14 protein-coding genes are annotated in these 15,779 nt (G+C 37.3%); all 14 read right to left on the bottom strand.

Features of this window, described 5'->3' with window-relative positions; translation table 11 throughout:
- Nucleotides 1–241: 241 nt before the first annotated feature.
- The 14 genes from M2444_RS25035 to yihA all read right to left on the bottom strand — a co-directional run bounded on the left by M2444_RS25035 (nt 242) and on the right by yihA (nt 15,779).
- Nucleotides 242–1,741: a hypothetical protein gene (locus tag M2444_RS25035; RefSeq protein WP_280788293.1), complete on the bottom strand. Its 1,500-nt coding sequence runs from the start codon at nt 1,739–1,741 to the stop codon at nt 242–244.
- A gap of 252 nt (nt 1,742–1,993) precedes the next feature.
- Complete coding sequence (locus tag M2444_RS25030; RefSeq protein ID WP_280788292.1) at nt 1,994–3,010, bottom strand: glycosyltransferase family protein; 1,017 nt, start codon at nt 3,008–3,010, stop codon at nt 1,994–1,996.
- Nucleotides 3,011–3,220: 210 nt separating this feature from the next.
- Complete coding sequence (locus tag M2444_RS25025) at nt 3,221–4,387, bottom strand: nucleotide sugar dehydrogenase (RefSeq protein ID WP_280788291.1); 1,167 nt, start codon at nt 4,385–4,387, stop codon at nt 3,221–3,223.
- 20 nt (nt 4,388–4,407) lie between these two features.
- Nucleotides 4,408–5,319: a glycosyltransferase family 2 protein gene (locus M2444_RS25020; RefSeq protein ID WP_280788290.1), complete on the bottom strand. Its 912-nt coding sequence runs from the start codon at nt 5,317–5,319 to the stop codon at nt 4,408–4,410.
- Between the two features lie 393 nt (nt 5,320–5,712).
- Nucleotides 5,713–6,090, bottom strand: a complete 378-nt coding sequence (locus M2444_RS25015) for an NAD-dependent epimerase/dehydratase family protein (RefSeq protein WP_280788289.1) — start codon at nt 6,088–6,090, stop codon at nt 5,713–5,715.
- A gap of 94 nt (nt 6,091–6,184) precedes the next feature.
- On the bottom strand, nt 6,185–6,796 hold the full coding sequence (locus M2444_RS25010) for a sugar transferase (protein WP_481857532.1): 612 nt from the start codon (nt 6,794–6,796) through the stop codon (nt 6,185–6,187).
- Between the two features lie 107 nt (nt 6,797–6,903).
- Nucleotides 6,904–7,908: a copper amine oxidase N-terminal domain-containing protein gene (locus M2444_RS25005; protein ID WP_280788287.1), complete on the bottom strand. Its 1,005-nt coding sequence runs from the start codon at nt 7,906–7,908 to the stop codon at nt 6,904–6,906.
- Nucleotides 7,909–7,910: 2 nt separating this feature from the next.
- Nucleotides 7,911–8,591: a hypothetical protein gene (locus M2444_RS25000; RefSeq protein ID WP_280788286.1), complete on the bottom strand. Its 681-nt coding sequence runs from the start codon at nt 8,589–8,591 to the stop codon at nt 7,911–7,913.
- 25 nt (nt 8,592–8,616) lie between these two features.
- On the bottom strand, nt 8,617–10,449 hold the full coding sequence (locus M2444_RS24995) for a polysaccharide biosynthesis protein (RefSeq protein WP_280788285.1): 1,833 nt from the start codon (nt 10,447–10,449) through the stop codon (nt 8,617–8,619).
- Between the two features lie 41 nt (nt 10,450–10,490).
- On the bottom strand, nt 10,491–11,177 hold the full coding sequence (locus tag M2444_RS24990; RefSeq protein WP_060621833.1) for a CpsD/CapB family tyrosine-protein kinase: 687 nt from the start codon (nt 11,175–11,177) through the stop codon (nt 10,491–10,493).
- Complete coding sequence (locus tag M2444_RS24985) at nt 11,158–11,937, bottom strand: YveK family protein (RefSeq protein WP_280788284.1); 780 nt, start codon at nt 11,935–11,937, stop codon at nt 11,158–11,160. Before M2444_RS24985 ends, M2444_RS24990 begins: the two co-directional genes overlap by 20 nt.
- Before the next feature lie 125 nt (nt 11,938–12,062).
- Nucleotides 12,063–14,099, bottom strand: a complete 2,037-nt coding sequence (locus M2444_RS24980) for an S-layer homology domain-containing protein (protein WP_280788283.1) — start codon at nt 14,097–14,099, stop codon at nt 12,063–12,065.
- Nucleotides 14,100–14,235: 136 nt separating this feature from the next.
- Nucleotides 14,236–15,018, bottom strand: coding sequence for a tyrosine-protein phosphatase (locus tag M2444_RS24975; RefSeq protein ID WP_094873522.1), 783 nt, complete (start codon nt 15,016–15,018; stop codon nt 14,236–14,238).
- A 104-nt stretch (nt 15,019–15,122) separates the two neighbouring features.
- Nucleotides 15,123–15,779 carry a ribosome biogenesis GTP-binding protein YihA/YsxC gene (gene yihA / locus M2444_RS24970; protein WP_256989994.1) on the bottom strand — a complete coding sequence of 219 codons (657 nt, stop codon included), beginning with the start codon at nt 15,777–15,779 and terminating at the stop codon, nt 15,123–15,125.

The following is a 15,779-nucleotide window of genomic DNA, read 5'->3' as shown; positions in this document are numbered from 1 at the left end:
CATCATTAAAATACCAACCGTACTCAATATTTCTGTATTTGATACAATTATTTATTAATCTCCCACTATAAGGTTTAGTGTACATAATAATTTAGCTAAGCCGTTGAAAATTGATATCTAAAGGTATACTCCAGCAAGGGATCAATTCAAGCAAAATCAGATGGCATATTTGTTAGCTAAATTCTGTATCAACATTTTAGGCTTTAAAATACACAATTCTTTTAACATTGTAAAAATCAAATTAATGTAGTGTATTCGTATTATCTTTATTATTAATTAATGCTAAACCAAATAGTAAAGCGGCTATACCAAAAGCACTTATCGTTATTGAAAAACCGTAGATTGTAAGAAACCAAAAACCACCTATAACGATCCACGGGTTTTTATTGAGGTTATTCAATAACATTATTGACATGAAAATATATACTATTATCCCAACTAACCCGTGATATAGAAACATTGTATTAAATGTCTCGTGCATTCTATAAAAAGTACCGTTTTCCCATTGGTTAAGCTCAAAGCTTCCTGGAATGTATTGTTGACCTATCATACCAGTATGATCAACAATAGTTCCCATGTAACCTTTTCCCATTAATAAAAACCAAGGCTTCTTGAAATATTCAATCATTATCGAAATAAATTCGGCAACTCTAATCTTTGGGGAATTGGGTAAATTATAAAGCCAATTTTCTTTCCAAAATTGCAAAAGAGAGATTGATTGATTCAACTTTGATTGAAAGATGACACTGTTAATTAGCTCTATATTTATAATATAATATACAAAAATTACGAGCAGTAGCATGAAAGGGATGAAAAACAAAAGCATTTTATCTTTGCTTTTAATCATTTTCATAATCAATACTATAGGAATGACTGCACACATAAGAATCAATTTACCTTGAGCATTATATATGAGGGCTAGCACTATACCTATCATAGCTAAGGGCAGAATATACTTAGTACTCTTCTCACTCTTATAAAATGGAATAATAATCATTAAAGGAAGATACTGAATAACACTAGAAACAATAAGGGTATTCGTTCCTCCGTAGTATCCACTTTTGCCAAAAAACAACGCTAAAATTAACGAAAACACAATACCTATTAAAATAGATACTAGAAAAAATCTAATTTGATAAATGAACTCTTCTTCCCAAGATAATAAATAAATGAATACTAGAATTATTAATAAAGGTAGGGCCATCATGTTATAGCATACATTTATAAAACCCGTTATTGCTTCATTCATTGATAGCACATTGTTGTCATTAATAAAGATGCCAATTAAACCCCAGAATACTCCAATTACGTTCAAGAATAATATAATCTTAATGAATCTCATAACATTAGAATACTTCGTCTTAATATAATTAATGCGTATACCTCTAGCGATGCTTAAAGGAATTATAGGGATTAAACTCAATATTCCTAGATTAACACCAATGATTCGGAAATCTTTAAAACCAAAGATTTGGTTAGTCTCCACTAATACGCTAAACTCCAAACTTAGACATAAGAAAATTAAATAATATCCAAAAAATAAAGTTATCTTTCTTTTCAATAGATAATACATTAAGATAAAAACTTCCACAGCAATAATTGAATATGAAATCAGCATATCCTCATAAAACAAAATATTAAGTGCTGCAATAATTAAACCTACAAATATAATTTTGAACGATTGGTGCACACCACTACGTTCCTGCCCTTTACTTGATGACCAAATAATATTAGTTCCCATATCTTACTCCTAGTCTAAATCTACAAATTATATTTAATATTCTCAACTTGGAACTCACATATAATACGAAGTTCTTGCTCGATATATTCTTTATCGCTCAAAATTACAATATAATTATTTAAAATTAAATCGACTTCATAAACAATAATAAGTATATGGTAGCCATATAAAAACACTTACTGCTAGAATTACATCTTATTGTATTTGTAATATTACTTTTATATTTATTTGTATAAATCTATAATTATTAAACTAAAGAGTATAAACTTCGCAAAGATTCCTTGCGTCATCTTCCCAGAAAGTAGGTTTAACATCCGGAAATTCATCAGAGATATAATTCTTCTTTAAGTTTAGAATAAGCTCAGATATCATTTCACGATCATAGGGATTAACGAAATATCCAATATTATTTAATATCACTTCCTCACTTAGATAAGTTTTTTCTGATACGATGATTTTTCTCTTATATGCAATTGATTCATAATATTTATTACTTACTGCATATTTAACATTTATATTTTTATTAGGGTAAGCTGCCCAAATGTAATTACAACAACTATAAATAGAATTTAAATCTTTAACATCATACCTTCCAGTATGGACAACATTTAAATTGTAATTATTCAATTTAACTTCTTGAACAATATCTTTTAGTGAAGCACCATCTCCTGACAATAAAATACATACATCTTTATAAGGAGCAGCAGCAGAAATTAAATTCATAAGAATTTCTTTGTGTCTAATATTACCTACAAACCCAATTACTAATTTATCTTTCAATCCTTCTCTATACTTATTCATATAGTCACTTTGTAAATTTAAAACTAGCTTGTTCGGTTTATTGTTAATTATAGTATGTTCTTTATGTACACCTAACTTTTTGTAATAAATATCAAAAAACGGAGAAGCATATACTATAGATTCTACACCTTTGTTAATTAAGTTAACTTCAATTAGTTCTCTAATTTTATTGACAAAAGAACTTCTCAAAAATTTAATATCGTAAACTTCATAAATTATTTTATATTCACGTTTCAACTTCGATGCTACCAATAACATTGATATGTCAATAGAATGAATATAATCTGGTGAATATTTTTTTATAAATTCTCTAGCATTTTTTTTAAAATGCAAAAATCCGAATAGATACTTTTTTTTATTGCCATATTCAGAATTCTCATTAAATGAATAAATAAAATCCTCCATAATATTTTCATTTTTTCTATTCCAACAAAAAATAACAACTTCGGAATTATGTACTTGTTGCATAATTGAATCTCTAATTTTCATCACCCTAGGTGATAGGGGATAATGATCACATAATATAAGTATTTTCACGAAACTCACCTCAATATGCAAATGTTTTCTTATCCTATTAAAATAAGTGCTATGATCTTATTAATTCATATATCGTCTTAGAGGTAGACAAGATTTCAGAGATCTATTAAATCTAAATAAACCATATCTAATCTGATATGTTCAATCTCTACTGAATAAGTCTCTAGTGAAAACTTTTTCCTCAACATCCTTTAGCTCACTTGACATTCTATTCGCCACAATCACATCTGATATCCCTTTGAATTCAAGAATATCTTTGATGACTCTCGAATTATAGAAGCTTTCCTCATCTAATTTCGGCTCATAAACTACAACCTCAATTCCTTTTGCTTTAATTCTTTTCATAACTCCTTGAATGGATGATTGCCTGAAATTATCTGAATTCTCTTTCATCGTTAATCTATATATTCCCACAACGTTTGGTTTCTTGGATAATATACTTTCAGCAATATGGTCTTTTCTTGTTCTATTTGAATCAACAATTGCGGCCATGATATTATTTGGTACGTCAGCATAATTAGCCAAAAGTTGCTTTGTATCCTTTGGCAAGCAATACCCGCCATATCCAAAAGATGGATTATTATAATAATCACCAATTCTCGGATCTAAACATACACCATCAATAATTTGTTTTGTATTTAATCCTCTTATTTCAGCAAAAGTATCAAGTTCATTAAAATAAGCGATTCTCAAAGCAAGGAACGTATTAGCAAATAGTTTTATTGCTTCTGCCTCTGTTGAATCGGTAAACAAAATAGTAGATTCTTTTTTGATTGCACCTTGTATCAAACAATCTGTAAACTTCTTAGCTCTTTCAGAACGCTCCCCTATAACTATGCGTGATGGATATAAATTATCCAAAAGTGCTTTTCCTTCTCTTAAAAATTCTGGTGCAAAAATAATATTATTTGTTTCAAACATATTACTCACTTTTTTTGTATACCCAACTGGAATTGTAGATTTAATAATCATTACAGCCTTAGAATTTATGGATAAAACATTAGCAATTACTGCTTCAACACTTCTCGTATCAAAGTAATTTTTTTCTGAGTCATAATTAGTTGGAGTTGAGATAATGACATATTCCGCTTCTTTGAATGCTAAATATTTATCTGTTGTAGCTGTCAAGTTTAATTTCTTTTCTTTCAAATATATCTCAATTTCATTATCTACTATAGGAGAGATCCCTTTATTTATCATATTTACTTTATCATGATCAATATCTAAAACAATCACATCATTATGTTGAGCCAATAGTATGGCATTAGAAAGACCTACATAGCCCGCTCCAGCTACTGATATTTTCATTATTAATTCTCCCTATTATATTAGTAAGTTTTATTGTTTTTTAGCTTCTTTCTAAATTTCAATAACTCCACTGATAGATTAGTTGGTGACAATATTAATAGTAGAAACAAGTTTTTAAGGAATACCATGAACTTCTTACTCCGTATACCTACAACACATAGAACTAAATGATGTCTAAACCAAATATATTTTTGTTCTTTCCTTGTTAAAATATTAAAGAAGTTCTTTTTATATTGAAACAATTCAGATTCTTTTTTCAGTTTGTTATTCCCCACAGAAATTCTTTCCCCAGAATGTACATACTGAATCACTCTTGAAATTGGCAAATACCCTATCTTTGCAGATGAATTAAGTGTCTTTAACATTAGTCTAAACTCTTGTCCCATGCTAACATCATCAAAACATCCAATTTGTAACAATAATTTTTTTCGATACATATATGTAGGAGTTGGTGTAAGATGATACATCAAATGATATTTCAATAAATCTTTGTTGGTTAAACTTTTTATGTAGGAATGTTCTCTGAAATCGATAAGCTTATCATTTTCACTATGAATTCGAACATCAGTAAAAGACATATCTAAATCATTCTTTACCATGAACTCAATTTGAGTACTTATTTTGTCATTAATATATATATCGTCATCATCCAAAAATGTTATGTATTCTCCAGTAGAACGCAAGATACCCTCATTTCTGGCAAGAGCTCCTCCTAAATTGCTAAGGTTTTTAATATAAATAATTTTCGGATTATTACTGAATTTTTTCATTTTTAATTCAGTTTCTACACGAAAATTAGAACGAGGCTCATTATCATCAATTACAATTATTTCTATATTTAAATATGTTTGATTTAAAACTGAATCTATAGCTCTTAATAAAAAATCACTTCTTTTATAAGTTGGGATAATAACACTTACCTTTTGATCCACTTTTCCACCTATTTTCATTTAATTTAGTAGTATACATAAATTATCTTACACAGTATTTATCCCCAAAGTAATTAAAGTCTACCGATGAGTAAACTTAGTTCCCAACTATTTCATTAAACAAATTATTTCTTCGGACAATCATTTTGAGTATAGTTCCAACTATCCAGAAATGAGGATCAATTTTGCATTCTGCTTGGCGATTAATTCTACCATTCGATTAGTGTTCACATAATCTTGATTTTGAGGCATGTATATACCGATTAACTGATTTTCTATTACTAATTTTATCAATTCAGATAAGTTGTCGATAAAGAGCATACTTCTTTGGTTATCCAATAGAGGAAATATAGGTGCCAATTTAGCCAACTTCCGTAATCGCTTATAATTCCCTTTTCAGTTAGGCCCATATATCATTGGCGGTCTTAATATCGCAACTTTAAAATTCTTATCTATTAACTGAAATATCAATCGGTCTGCATGTAATTTAGATTTTCCATACAAACTTTTGGGGTTAGGTTTTGTTTCTTCAGTAATGATCCCATTCGCTAAACCATAAACGCTCATTGAACTTATAAAAACAAAGTGTTGTATGCCTTCTACTTTTGCCTTAGAAGCAATATCAGCAGCCAACTTACAATTCACTGTTTCATAATGTTCAGAATCAATATGTTTTTCCTCTACATGAGCGATCCCAGCCACATGCAGAACAACATCATACTTCGAGAAGTCATGATCTTTCCATGCTGTCCCCCGAACAGATATCTCTTCCACTTCTTACTGATCTGGCCACTGCTCTACCCAGTTCATAAAACTAGTACCTACGTAACTGCCCTTGCCGGTAATAAGTATTCTTTCTTACTCATATCTACAAAGCAGCTCCCTTGGTACGTGATATCACTTCCTGATCAGATGCCCCTTCTTTTACACCATCCGATTTCAGAACACTCAGGATCGTCATAAAAAATACCTTTATATCAAAAATAAAAGAAAGACTTGCAACATATTCTCCATCCAGCTTCGCCTTCTTCTCAATGGGCAACTCATCTCTACCATTAATCTGAGCCCACCCAGTCAACCCTGGCTTAATATCATTAGCTCCGTATTTATCTCTTTCAGCAATCAAGTCGTATTGATTCCACAACGCCGGGCGAGGCCCAACTATACTCATTTCACCTTTAAGAATATTGATAATCTGAGGTAGCTCATCCAAACTTGTTTTTCTTAGAAACTTCCCTATTTTCGTGATAAAGAAATCAGGATCTTCTAGCAGATGTGTTGGCATGTCTTGTGGTGTATCTGTTCGCATCGTTCTAAATTTCAGTATGTAGAATTCCGATTTATTTTTGCCTAATCGCTTTTGTTTAAATAGGATAGGCCCTTTAGAGCTTGTCTTAATCGCGATCGCGATGATCAAAAAGACCGGCCATAACACTAACATTCCGATTAAAGCCATCAGGAAATCAATGGTTTGTTTCATGTAAACATAAGGTCTCATAAGTTCACCTGATCCTTTGAGTTACTATTTTCAATCTATGTACATCATCTCTATGTCAGAAAGACATAGAGAGGATCGTCTTATCTTGTTTAGTTTTTCATTGCCTCAGCCGCATTTTTCCCTGACTGAAGTGTCGATTCAAATTTACTTCTATACTGACTAATAATCTCCGTACTATATCCGTTACTGTTCAGTTTTTGTTCAGTGTCGGCTATTATACTGTTGAAGTTGGCAGTTAATGAGGCTAGTTGTTGTACACCTTTAGCCTTAATACTCTTTTTACTCGCTTCATCTTTTGCTCCGAAATATTCTAACGCAATACTCATTAATGTCGATCGGCTTTGTTCTTCAAGCGCAGTAAGTTTGGCTTCCGTTTCACTAGTAATGGTTTCATAAGAAACCTTTCCAGTTCCCGCTGAACCACCATTAACTGCACTGGTTGAATCCGTTGGTACTGGTGTCGCTACTGGAGATGTATCCTTAGTGCCACCTTGTTCTTGATAAGCCTTAGAAGCAGCAGTAATGGTTTTCGTCTTCTGATCCCAGCTAATGTTATGACCTACAGATTCCGATAAAAAACGTAGAGGGACATATAAGGAGCCATTCAAGATAAAGCTGGATTGCCCCGTAGGTAATGCCTTAGCTGCACCGTTAAATACATAACTTGCCTTCACTTGATTGAGTACAAGATTCTTAGATACTACTGAAGCACTATTCCCGTTGGTTGCATTCATTAGATACTCTTTAATCACAACTAGCTCTGAACTGCTAGGCTCTGCTACATTAACCTTAACGTTCTTAGCATCCCAAGCTACACTCTTTTGTAATGCATATGACATAAAGCGTAATGGAACATAAGTTGTATTATTGTACATGAATACATATTGACCTGTAGGCGTCCCAATACTTGCTCCATCAAAAACCATCTTCACATTCATGCTTTGTACTTTGACTGTAGCTGCTGCTGCCGCCTTAGTTGTTGCATTTGGGACCGCCGCTGCTGATACGGAAATAGGTGCAGATGCCGTTAAGGGTGCTAACCCTATTGAAGCTATTAACGATAGAGCTATGACTGGTAGCGTTGCTTTAGACATACTTATTCACTTCCCTTTTCTTTCGCTTTTAATTGCTCTTCCTCTTTTAGGACTTGATCACGTGTCTTCCCTTGACTCACGCCGTACTTCTTAGCTACCTGTGAAAGCTCATTATATTGTTCTTCAGAAACTTTACCGAGGATGATACTGCGTGCTTCCCGTTTCTCATCAAGCGTCAGACCACCCTTAGCTAGATCTTTTAGCCGATTGATATCCGATACACTTAGTTGACCGAGTACAATAGCAGCTACATCTGCCTTATCCTTCATCGTAACATTGTCTTGAATTTCTTTAGCTTTATCTATTGAGACCTGTGCCGTATAGCCATCTGAAGAGCCATCTTTCGAATCTGTTGATGGTGTTTTCGTAGGCTCACTAGTAGTTGAAGCTGTTGTATCTTTTCCAGCTTCCCCAGTATCTTTGCTTCCCACATCATCTGTTGATGGAGTAGGTGTTGCAGACGCTACAGGATCGACTTTACCATCCACTACTGTATCTTCAGGTGTAGTTCCTTGATCTTGACCACCATTAACTTGATCCTCAGACTCCAGATCAAAACCATCCACCATAGAATTCATCAGCTTATCGACCGCATAATTCGCAGCGAACAAACCACCAACACCCAGAACTACAATGACTGATAGCGTCCATAAAAGGATCTTTTTCCATCGTTTATTAAACACTTGCATATCCCCCTTTATGAATGAATTAGCTAATAGCAACTTGGGCAACGGGCTGCATCGGTACAATCTGATTGATTATTTCGCGTATAACTTCAGGTTCTTCAGCGAGAACACGTTCCAAACGTTTAAATTCCAGCTCCAACTGATTCAGACTGATTACATTAGGTCTACCGATAAATATTCTTCCATGATCTGTAGAACCTAAATTTTCTTCATCCGTCAACAGCTCTTCATACAACTTCTCACCCTCACGAATACCGGAGAATTGAATATCAATATCCTTATAGGGTTCATAACCTGAGAGTGTAATCAAATCTTCAGCTAAGGTTAGAATCTTTACCGGTTCACCCATATCCAGAATGAATACTTCTCCACCTTTGGCAAAAGAGCCCGACTGGATTACAAGCTGCACAGCTTCTGGAATCGTCATAAAATAACGAACCATCTCTGGATGAGTAACCGTAACCGGACCACCCACAGCAATCTGCTGTTTAAAGGCCGGGATCACACTTCCACGACTGCCAAGCACGTTTCCAAAACGCACAGCTGAGAACTTCGTTCTACTCGTGGTATGCAAACTCTGCACATACATTTCTGCAATCCGCTTAGTTGCACCCATCACACTTGTTGGGTTAACCGCTTTATCTGAAGAGATCATTACAAATCTCTCCGCACCATATTTATCTGCACAATCCGCAACATTTCTTGTTCCAAACACATTATTCTTAATCGCTTCGGAAGGGTTACGCTCCATTAATGGAACGTGTTTATGTGCTGCCGCATGAAAGACAACATGTGGATTATGACTACTGAATATGTCCATCATCCGACTGCGGTCCTGTACATCTGCGATTACGGTAACAATATTCAGATCAGGAAATTGCTTACGAAGCTCCATTTCAATCGTATAAATGCTATTCTCGCCGTGTCCAAGCAGCATTAACTTGTCCGGGCCGAATGGCGCAATCTGCCGACAGAGTTCAGAACCAATCGATCCACCAGCTCCCGTAACCAACACAGTCTTATGGTGGACATAACCTAGGATACTGTTCAAATCCGCTACAATTGGCTCACGGCCTAGTAAATCTTCAACACTAACATCTCGCAATTTCTTCACGGATATTTTCCCCGCGATCAGATCGTTAAGTGCGGGTATAATCTTAAGCTTAGCACCGGTCTTCTTTGCCAGATTAATAATTTCAGAGATTTCAGTACGTGAAACTGAGGGCATGGCGATAATAATCTCATGAATTTCCCGTTCTTTCACAATAGCGGGGATCGCGTAACGATTCCCTAACACGGGCACACCCAGTATAGACATATGATATTTATTGATACTATCATCAATGAAACCTACCAGCTTCGTATGAGCAAAAGACGGACCCATCATTTCCCGAGCAATTAGTATTCCACAATCCCCTGCACCTACAATTAGTGTTTGGGTCTTAGTGTCTTTGTAATTAATTCGGTCATTATGGAGTACTCTCCACAAAAACCGAACCCCACCTACTAATAAAAGAATGGTCTCCATCGACCTAACTTCTATTGCAAGGGGGACTCTATCTGGCAAAATCAGATAAGCTAGGGCAAATGAAAACAAAGACCCTACTACAATGGCTTTAGAAACCGATATAATCTCACCAATGCTGGCATATTGCCACATTCTTCGGTAGAGACCAAAATATATCAAACTTCCCCCGAATGCAACTGTTGCAATCAAGCCAAATTGTAGCATCTGTGCACCGTATTCCTGAAGAGCGTGGTTAGGATACCGAAATAAATAGGATGTCACAATGCTGAACCAGATGATTGCTAGGTCAATGAGGAATAATAGAACCACTCTAGATTTCGCTGTCATTTTCAGTGCCTCCAAAAACAACATTATTGTTTAAGAACCTATCAATTTCCATAGTAGTAGTAATAGTAACCTTCGCTGGCTTTACGTTTTACATTATTGAGCACCACGCCAAGCATTTTTGCACCTACACGATCAAGGTTAGCTTTAGCTTTTACAGCAATATCCCGCTTTACCTTGCCATAGCTGACAACCATAATGACACCATCACTCTTGGAAGCCATGATCTGCGCATCTGTAACCGCCAATAACGGTGGAGTATCAATAAGAATGACATCATAACGCTGGCGCAAGTCCTGTAAAAGAGTGCTCATTCGATTAGAAGCCATCATTTCTGCTGGATTTGGAGGAATCGGACCTGAGGTCATGATAGAAAGATTGGAAACACCAGAATCTTGGACAGTATCCTCAAGAACCGCCTGCTGCGACAGTAGTGAAGAAAGCCCAAATCGGTTACTAAGCGAAAAAGTCTTATGTGCTGTAGGCTTCCGCAAATCCGCGTCAATCAACAATACCTTCTTATCTGCTTGAGCATAAGCGGCCGCCAAGTTAGCAGAAACCGTAGATTTACCTTCCTCCGGTCCGGACGAAGTTACCATAATCACTTGAATAGTCTCATCCACAGAAGAAAAATCAATATTCGTCCGTAGCGCACGAAACGCTTCAGATACAGGGGAGCGAGGGTTCGTAACGGTAATCAGATGACGTTGTTTATTTGGCAGCTGTGACATGTTCGAGTTCGCCCGCCTTTCTGGATGTTTGCGTCTGTGCCTGTGTTGCGCCTTGTTTATTTTCTTCTGAACCCAATCTTGTAATCATTGCAATCGTTGGCAGACCAAGATATCTCTCAATATCGGCTTCAGTCTTCAGCGTATCGTCCATGTATTCCAGCAAGAAAGCAATCCCTAAACCAATCATCAAGGAAACGATGAAAGCTATAGCCATATTCATTAAGACATTCGGTTCTACCGGTCCTGGCTCGATAAGTGGATTCACTTTGGCCTCATTCAGAATCGATACATTCTCCACATTAAATAGGTTAGGAATCTCATCCTTGAATACAAGTGAAATGGCATTCACGATTTCAGCGGCTCGCTGATACGAATTATCTCGAACGACAAGTGTCATCACCTGCGTATTATTGACAGAGCTCACATTAACCTTCTTCAACAGCTCTTCAGCAGTAATATTGAACTGCGGATAATCTCTCGTAACAATATCAAGGATGGCTGGAGTCTTAATAATTTCCTTATACGTATTAATTAATTGAATATTAGTATTAATCTGGTTCAAATCAAGCTGTGCTGCTGCCGATTGTGTCGGAGTCTGGTTAACAATAATCTTAGTGGATGCTTCATACACCGGATTCTTAATATACAGACTGTACACACCAGCAACACCGCACACCAAAACAACTATGCTAACAATCAGCCATAGTCTCTTCCTGACGATCTGAAAATAATCGCGAAGATCCAATTCTTGTGATGACAAGTGTAATTACCTCCAAGCTATTTCTGAAATATTTCGTTACTATATTACAGTACTTACCTATTGGCAAAAAATTGCCTCCTCTCACCTACATGAGAGGAGGCTGTATACTATACTTTTTTATTTACTTACTTGAAGTTAATGGTACGGTAGATAATTACTGCTGCTTCAGCACGAGTTGCCGTATCGTTCGGGTTGAACTTACCAGCATTTCCGATAACCAAGTTATGATCTGCTGCAAATGCTACGCCATCTCTCAAAGATGCGCTGATCTTAGCAGCATCGGAGAATTGGCTAATTGCCGTTACATTCGTTGTTGCAGCTGGATGAATAGATTTCACTGCGCGGGAGATCATAGTTGCCATCTCTGCACGTGTGATAGTTGCATTAGGATCGAACTTGTCCGCACTGCGGCCAGTAATGATTCCTTTTTCTGCTGCAACCGCTACATAAGGTGCATACCAAGCAGATGAACTTACATCATTAAAGCTTTGTACAGCAGAGTTATTCTCCAGATTAAGCGCACGAATCAGCATTTTAGCGAACTCTGCACGAGTTACATTGCTCTTCGGTGCGAATTTGCCTTCGCCTACGCCTTCAATCGCACCTTTTGCAGCTACGACTTGAATTTGTTTGCCAGCCCATGCTTGTACACTAGCAATATCCGTAAAGTTCACTTTATTCTCAAGCACTGCATAGGATGAGAATGTATCACGTGGTTCTACGATGAACTCTCCATCAAGCACTCCACCTTGGAATTGCAGGCTTCCGTATACAAGCTTCGCTACGGACAGCAATTCTTTATCAAGACCATCAGTATTCTTAAGTGGAAGTTTAATGGTGATTGGTTGTTTGAATGTGCTAGTCGCTACACCATCCACACTGAGTCCGAACTCGTATACATCCGAAGCCAATTTCAGTTTGGTAACAGAAGTTACAACTTCTGGTTTAGCGGTAGTTACTGTCAATGCAATAGCTGTGCTGAACTGACTTACAGGAATCGTTACGGTTACACCATTAAAGGTTACTGCGATATTCGCAATGCCGTTCGTCTTAGCTGCTTCAACAATAGCTTTGGACAACGGAACTTCAACAGTAGGCGCAGTGATCGTACCAAGATTCAATGTCAGTGTGAGGGCAGTACCTTCTTTACCGGCAGCTTTAGCTGCAGCAGCAAGATTAGCCAAGGCATTGATTGTATCGGTATCTACCAATTTCACAGTTGCTTTACCATCTACTACTTGTACCAGTTTAGATACATCATAAGTAGCCGCAGCTGCCAATTTCTGATCCACAGTTAATACAGGTGGAGTCGTTATGGAGCCGGAGCCGGAGCCGGAACCGGAACCCGGAGTACTAGGATCAGTAGTTGGTGTAGATGTCTTAAGATACGCGTTGTAGTAAGCTTTCGCCAGAACTAGCGCAGCTGCTTTTTCATTCTTAAGTGTTGATTCAACATTATTCTTGGTTGCTGAAATCATATCTTTAGTAATCTTAAGTTCTGCTAGAGACGCTCTCAAGGAATAGTTGGCAGAACCAATGGTGCTATCGAGAACAATACCCTTCACTTTATTCGCGAGTTCACTGTTCGGATGAGCAATAAGATCAATCAGATCAGATTCTGATTTTCCTTTTAGCAAGTTAATTAGCTTCTGTTCAACGCCGTTTGAACCAAAGATGAAGCTGTAAACTTCTTCAACCGAAAGATCTGTAACACCAGCTTGTTTACCGATTTCCTTCAGTAGCGCTTGATAAGCCTCATAATTAGGGGACTTCAGAATATCTGTAACTGCGGATAAATCCGGAGTATAGATAGACGATACTACTTCTAAATAGAAATCAAACAATGTAGATTTTTGTCCATCGCTGAGTTCAAGTTGAGCCAAAACAGGCGCGAAATCTTTTTCCAGTTGCTCACGTGAAAGACCTTGAAGCTCAGTACGGAAATCACGAAGCGTCTGCTTATCAGCATCAGTAAGCGTGCTATAAAGCTTCGTTGCGCGCTCCTTCAAGCTTGCAAAATCCACGCTAGTTGCAGCGGATGCTGTTCCAACGATCCCAAACTGAGCTGCCAATCCTTTGCTGCTAAGCGGAAGTCCTGCTACTGCAACCGCTGCCATGCTAACTGCTAATGTCGATACTACTAGTTTCTTTTTCAAAGTCACTAAATATCCACCTCTTTATATGTATTTAAATTCTCGTGTTACTATAGTCCTAGACTATTTCACCTTATGTCTACACTATTACGTATATCAACGATTCACCCAATAAAACCCATTCTACCACTATTAGGTAGATTAGTCAGCCCTTTCGGGAAAAAATCCCAAACAATTTGTGTCGATTCCTCCTTTTTTGTACGTGATTACCATGATTAACCTCACCATTTGCCACAATTTGCTGAGAGTTCTCGCGCATATAGTCGCGCATCTCAGGACCTAATTCTTTCTCTAAAACCACATAAGCAGCATTTAATCCAAAAGGACGATGAACACTGTCATGTGCATCAGAGGCCAACACATGTACTGCATTTCTACGACATAACTCCAGGGATAGCTTCTGAAGTTTACTCCCGAAGACGCCTGCAAGACTTTGTGCGGTTACCTGACCGAGTGATCCCAGTTCTATCAATCTTTCTAACTTAGAAGGATCGGCAGCTACTTCAGCATTACGCTCCGGATGGGCGATGACCGGAACGAACCCTTGAATGATCAATTCGTGACAGATTTCTTCCATGTTGCGTGGGACTCGTGAAGAAGGCATTTCTAGCAAAATATACCGCGAGTCTGCAAGACTTAGCAGTTGCCCCCGCTCCAGATCATCCAGTAAATCTCCGTACACTCTGATTTCCTGACCTGGAAGAACAAGCAGTGGATTGCCATGCTGACGAAGTTTCTCATTCATCAGATCCACCGCTTCTCTTATACTAGCGGAGTTATTCATATATTGACCGTTGGCGTGATGTGGTGTGGCAATGACGGATGTAATTCCGTCCCTATAGGCGTCTTGCGCCATGGCGAGAGCGGATTCCCAATCAGTAGCTCCGTCATCCATAAAGGGTAAGATGTGGCAATGGATATCTTTCATATGTTATCTATCGGTCCCTTCCCATAGAAAATTTAGTTTTACCCACAAAAAAATACAACCATTCCCAAATGGAATGGTTGCTTGATTGTAAATGAGTTCTTGTCTTAGGCTTCAGTAGGTTCCTCTTGCTGAGGTTCATTTCCATCTATTTCAGCATCCTCAGAATCTGGAGAGGAGAGAACATACCCGTCGATCAATCCCCAAAGCTCTTCTTTACCAAGGCCAATCTCTGAAGAGAATGGAATGAAATTATCCCCTGGCAGCACGCCAAGCTCCTGCTTCATGATCTTGATATGCTTTTGCCAGCGAGTCTTCGGAATCTTATCCGCCTTAGTCGCTACTACACACATAGGAAGATCATAATGCTTCAACCAGTCGAACATCATCTTATCATTGCTGGTCGGCGGATGACGCAGATCCACGATGAGCAGAACAAGCTTCAACGTATCACGCTCAGATAGATATTTTTCCACCATCTTGCCCCATGTCGCACGTTGTGTCTTCGACACTTTTGCATATCCGTAACCTGGAAAGTCAACAAAATACATGCTGCCTTCATTGATACGGTAATAGTTCATATGCTGGGTCTTACCTGGGGTGGAGCTTGTCCGAGCCAGATTCTTGCGGTTAATCATTCGGTTAATGAGGGATGACTTCCCTACATTGGAGCGCCCTGCCAGAGCAACCTCTGGCAAAGCATCATCAGGGTATTGATCAGGGCCAACGGCACTGATTATAAATTCGGCAATATTAACTTTCAT

This window comes from Paenibacillus sp. PastF-3 (assembly GCF_029893135.1).
Lineage (GTDB): Bacteria > Bacillota > Bacilli > Paenibacillales > Paenibacillaceae > Paenibacillus_AQ > Paenibacillus_AQ nitricinens.
This window is presented reverse-complemented; position numbering and strand designations above follow the sequence as displayed.

What these genes read in the sequence shown, in the direction of transcription:
- M2444_RS25035 (WP_280788293.1), bottom strand. Translation starts at nt 1,741, where the DNA reads ATGGGAACTAATATTATTTGGTCATCAAGTAAAGGGCAGGAACGTAGT.
- M2444_RS25030 (WP_280788292.1), bottom strand. Translation starts at nt 3,010, where the DNA reads ATGCAACAAGTACATAATTCCGAAGTTGTTATTTTTTGTTGGAATAGA.
- M2444_RS25025 (WP_280788291.1), bottom strand. Translation starts at nt 4,387, where the DNA reads ATGAAAATATCAGTAGCTGGAGCGGGCTATGTAGGTCTTTCTAATGCC.
- M2444_RS25010 (WP_481857532.1), bottom strand. Translation starts at nt 6,796, where the DNA reads ATGAAACAAACCATTGATTTCCTGATGGCTTTAATCGGAATGTTAGTG.
- M2444_RS25005 (WP_280788287.1), bottom strand. Translation starts at nt 7,908, where the DNA reads ATGTCTAAAGCAACGCTACCAGTCATAGCTCTATCGTTAATAGCTTCA.
- M2444_RS24995 (WP_280788285.1), bottom strand. Translation starts at nt 10,449, where the DNA reads ATGACAGCGAAATCTAGAGTGGTTCTATTATTCCTCATTGACCTAGCA.
- M2444_RS24990 (WP_060621833.1), bottom strand. Translation starts at nt 11,177, where the DNA reads ATGTCACAGCTGCCAAATAAACAACGTCATCTGATTACCGTTACGAAC.
- M2444_RS24975 (WP_094873522.1), bottom strand. Translation starts at nt 15,018, where the DNA reads ATGAAAGATATCCATTGCCACATCTTACCCTTTATGGATGACGGAGCT.
- yihA (WP_256989994.1), bottom strand. Translation starts at nt 15,779, where the DNA reads ATGAAAGTTAATATTGCCGAATTTATAATCAGTGCCGTTGGCCCTGAT.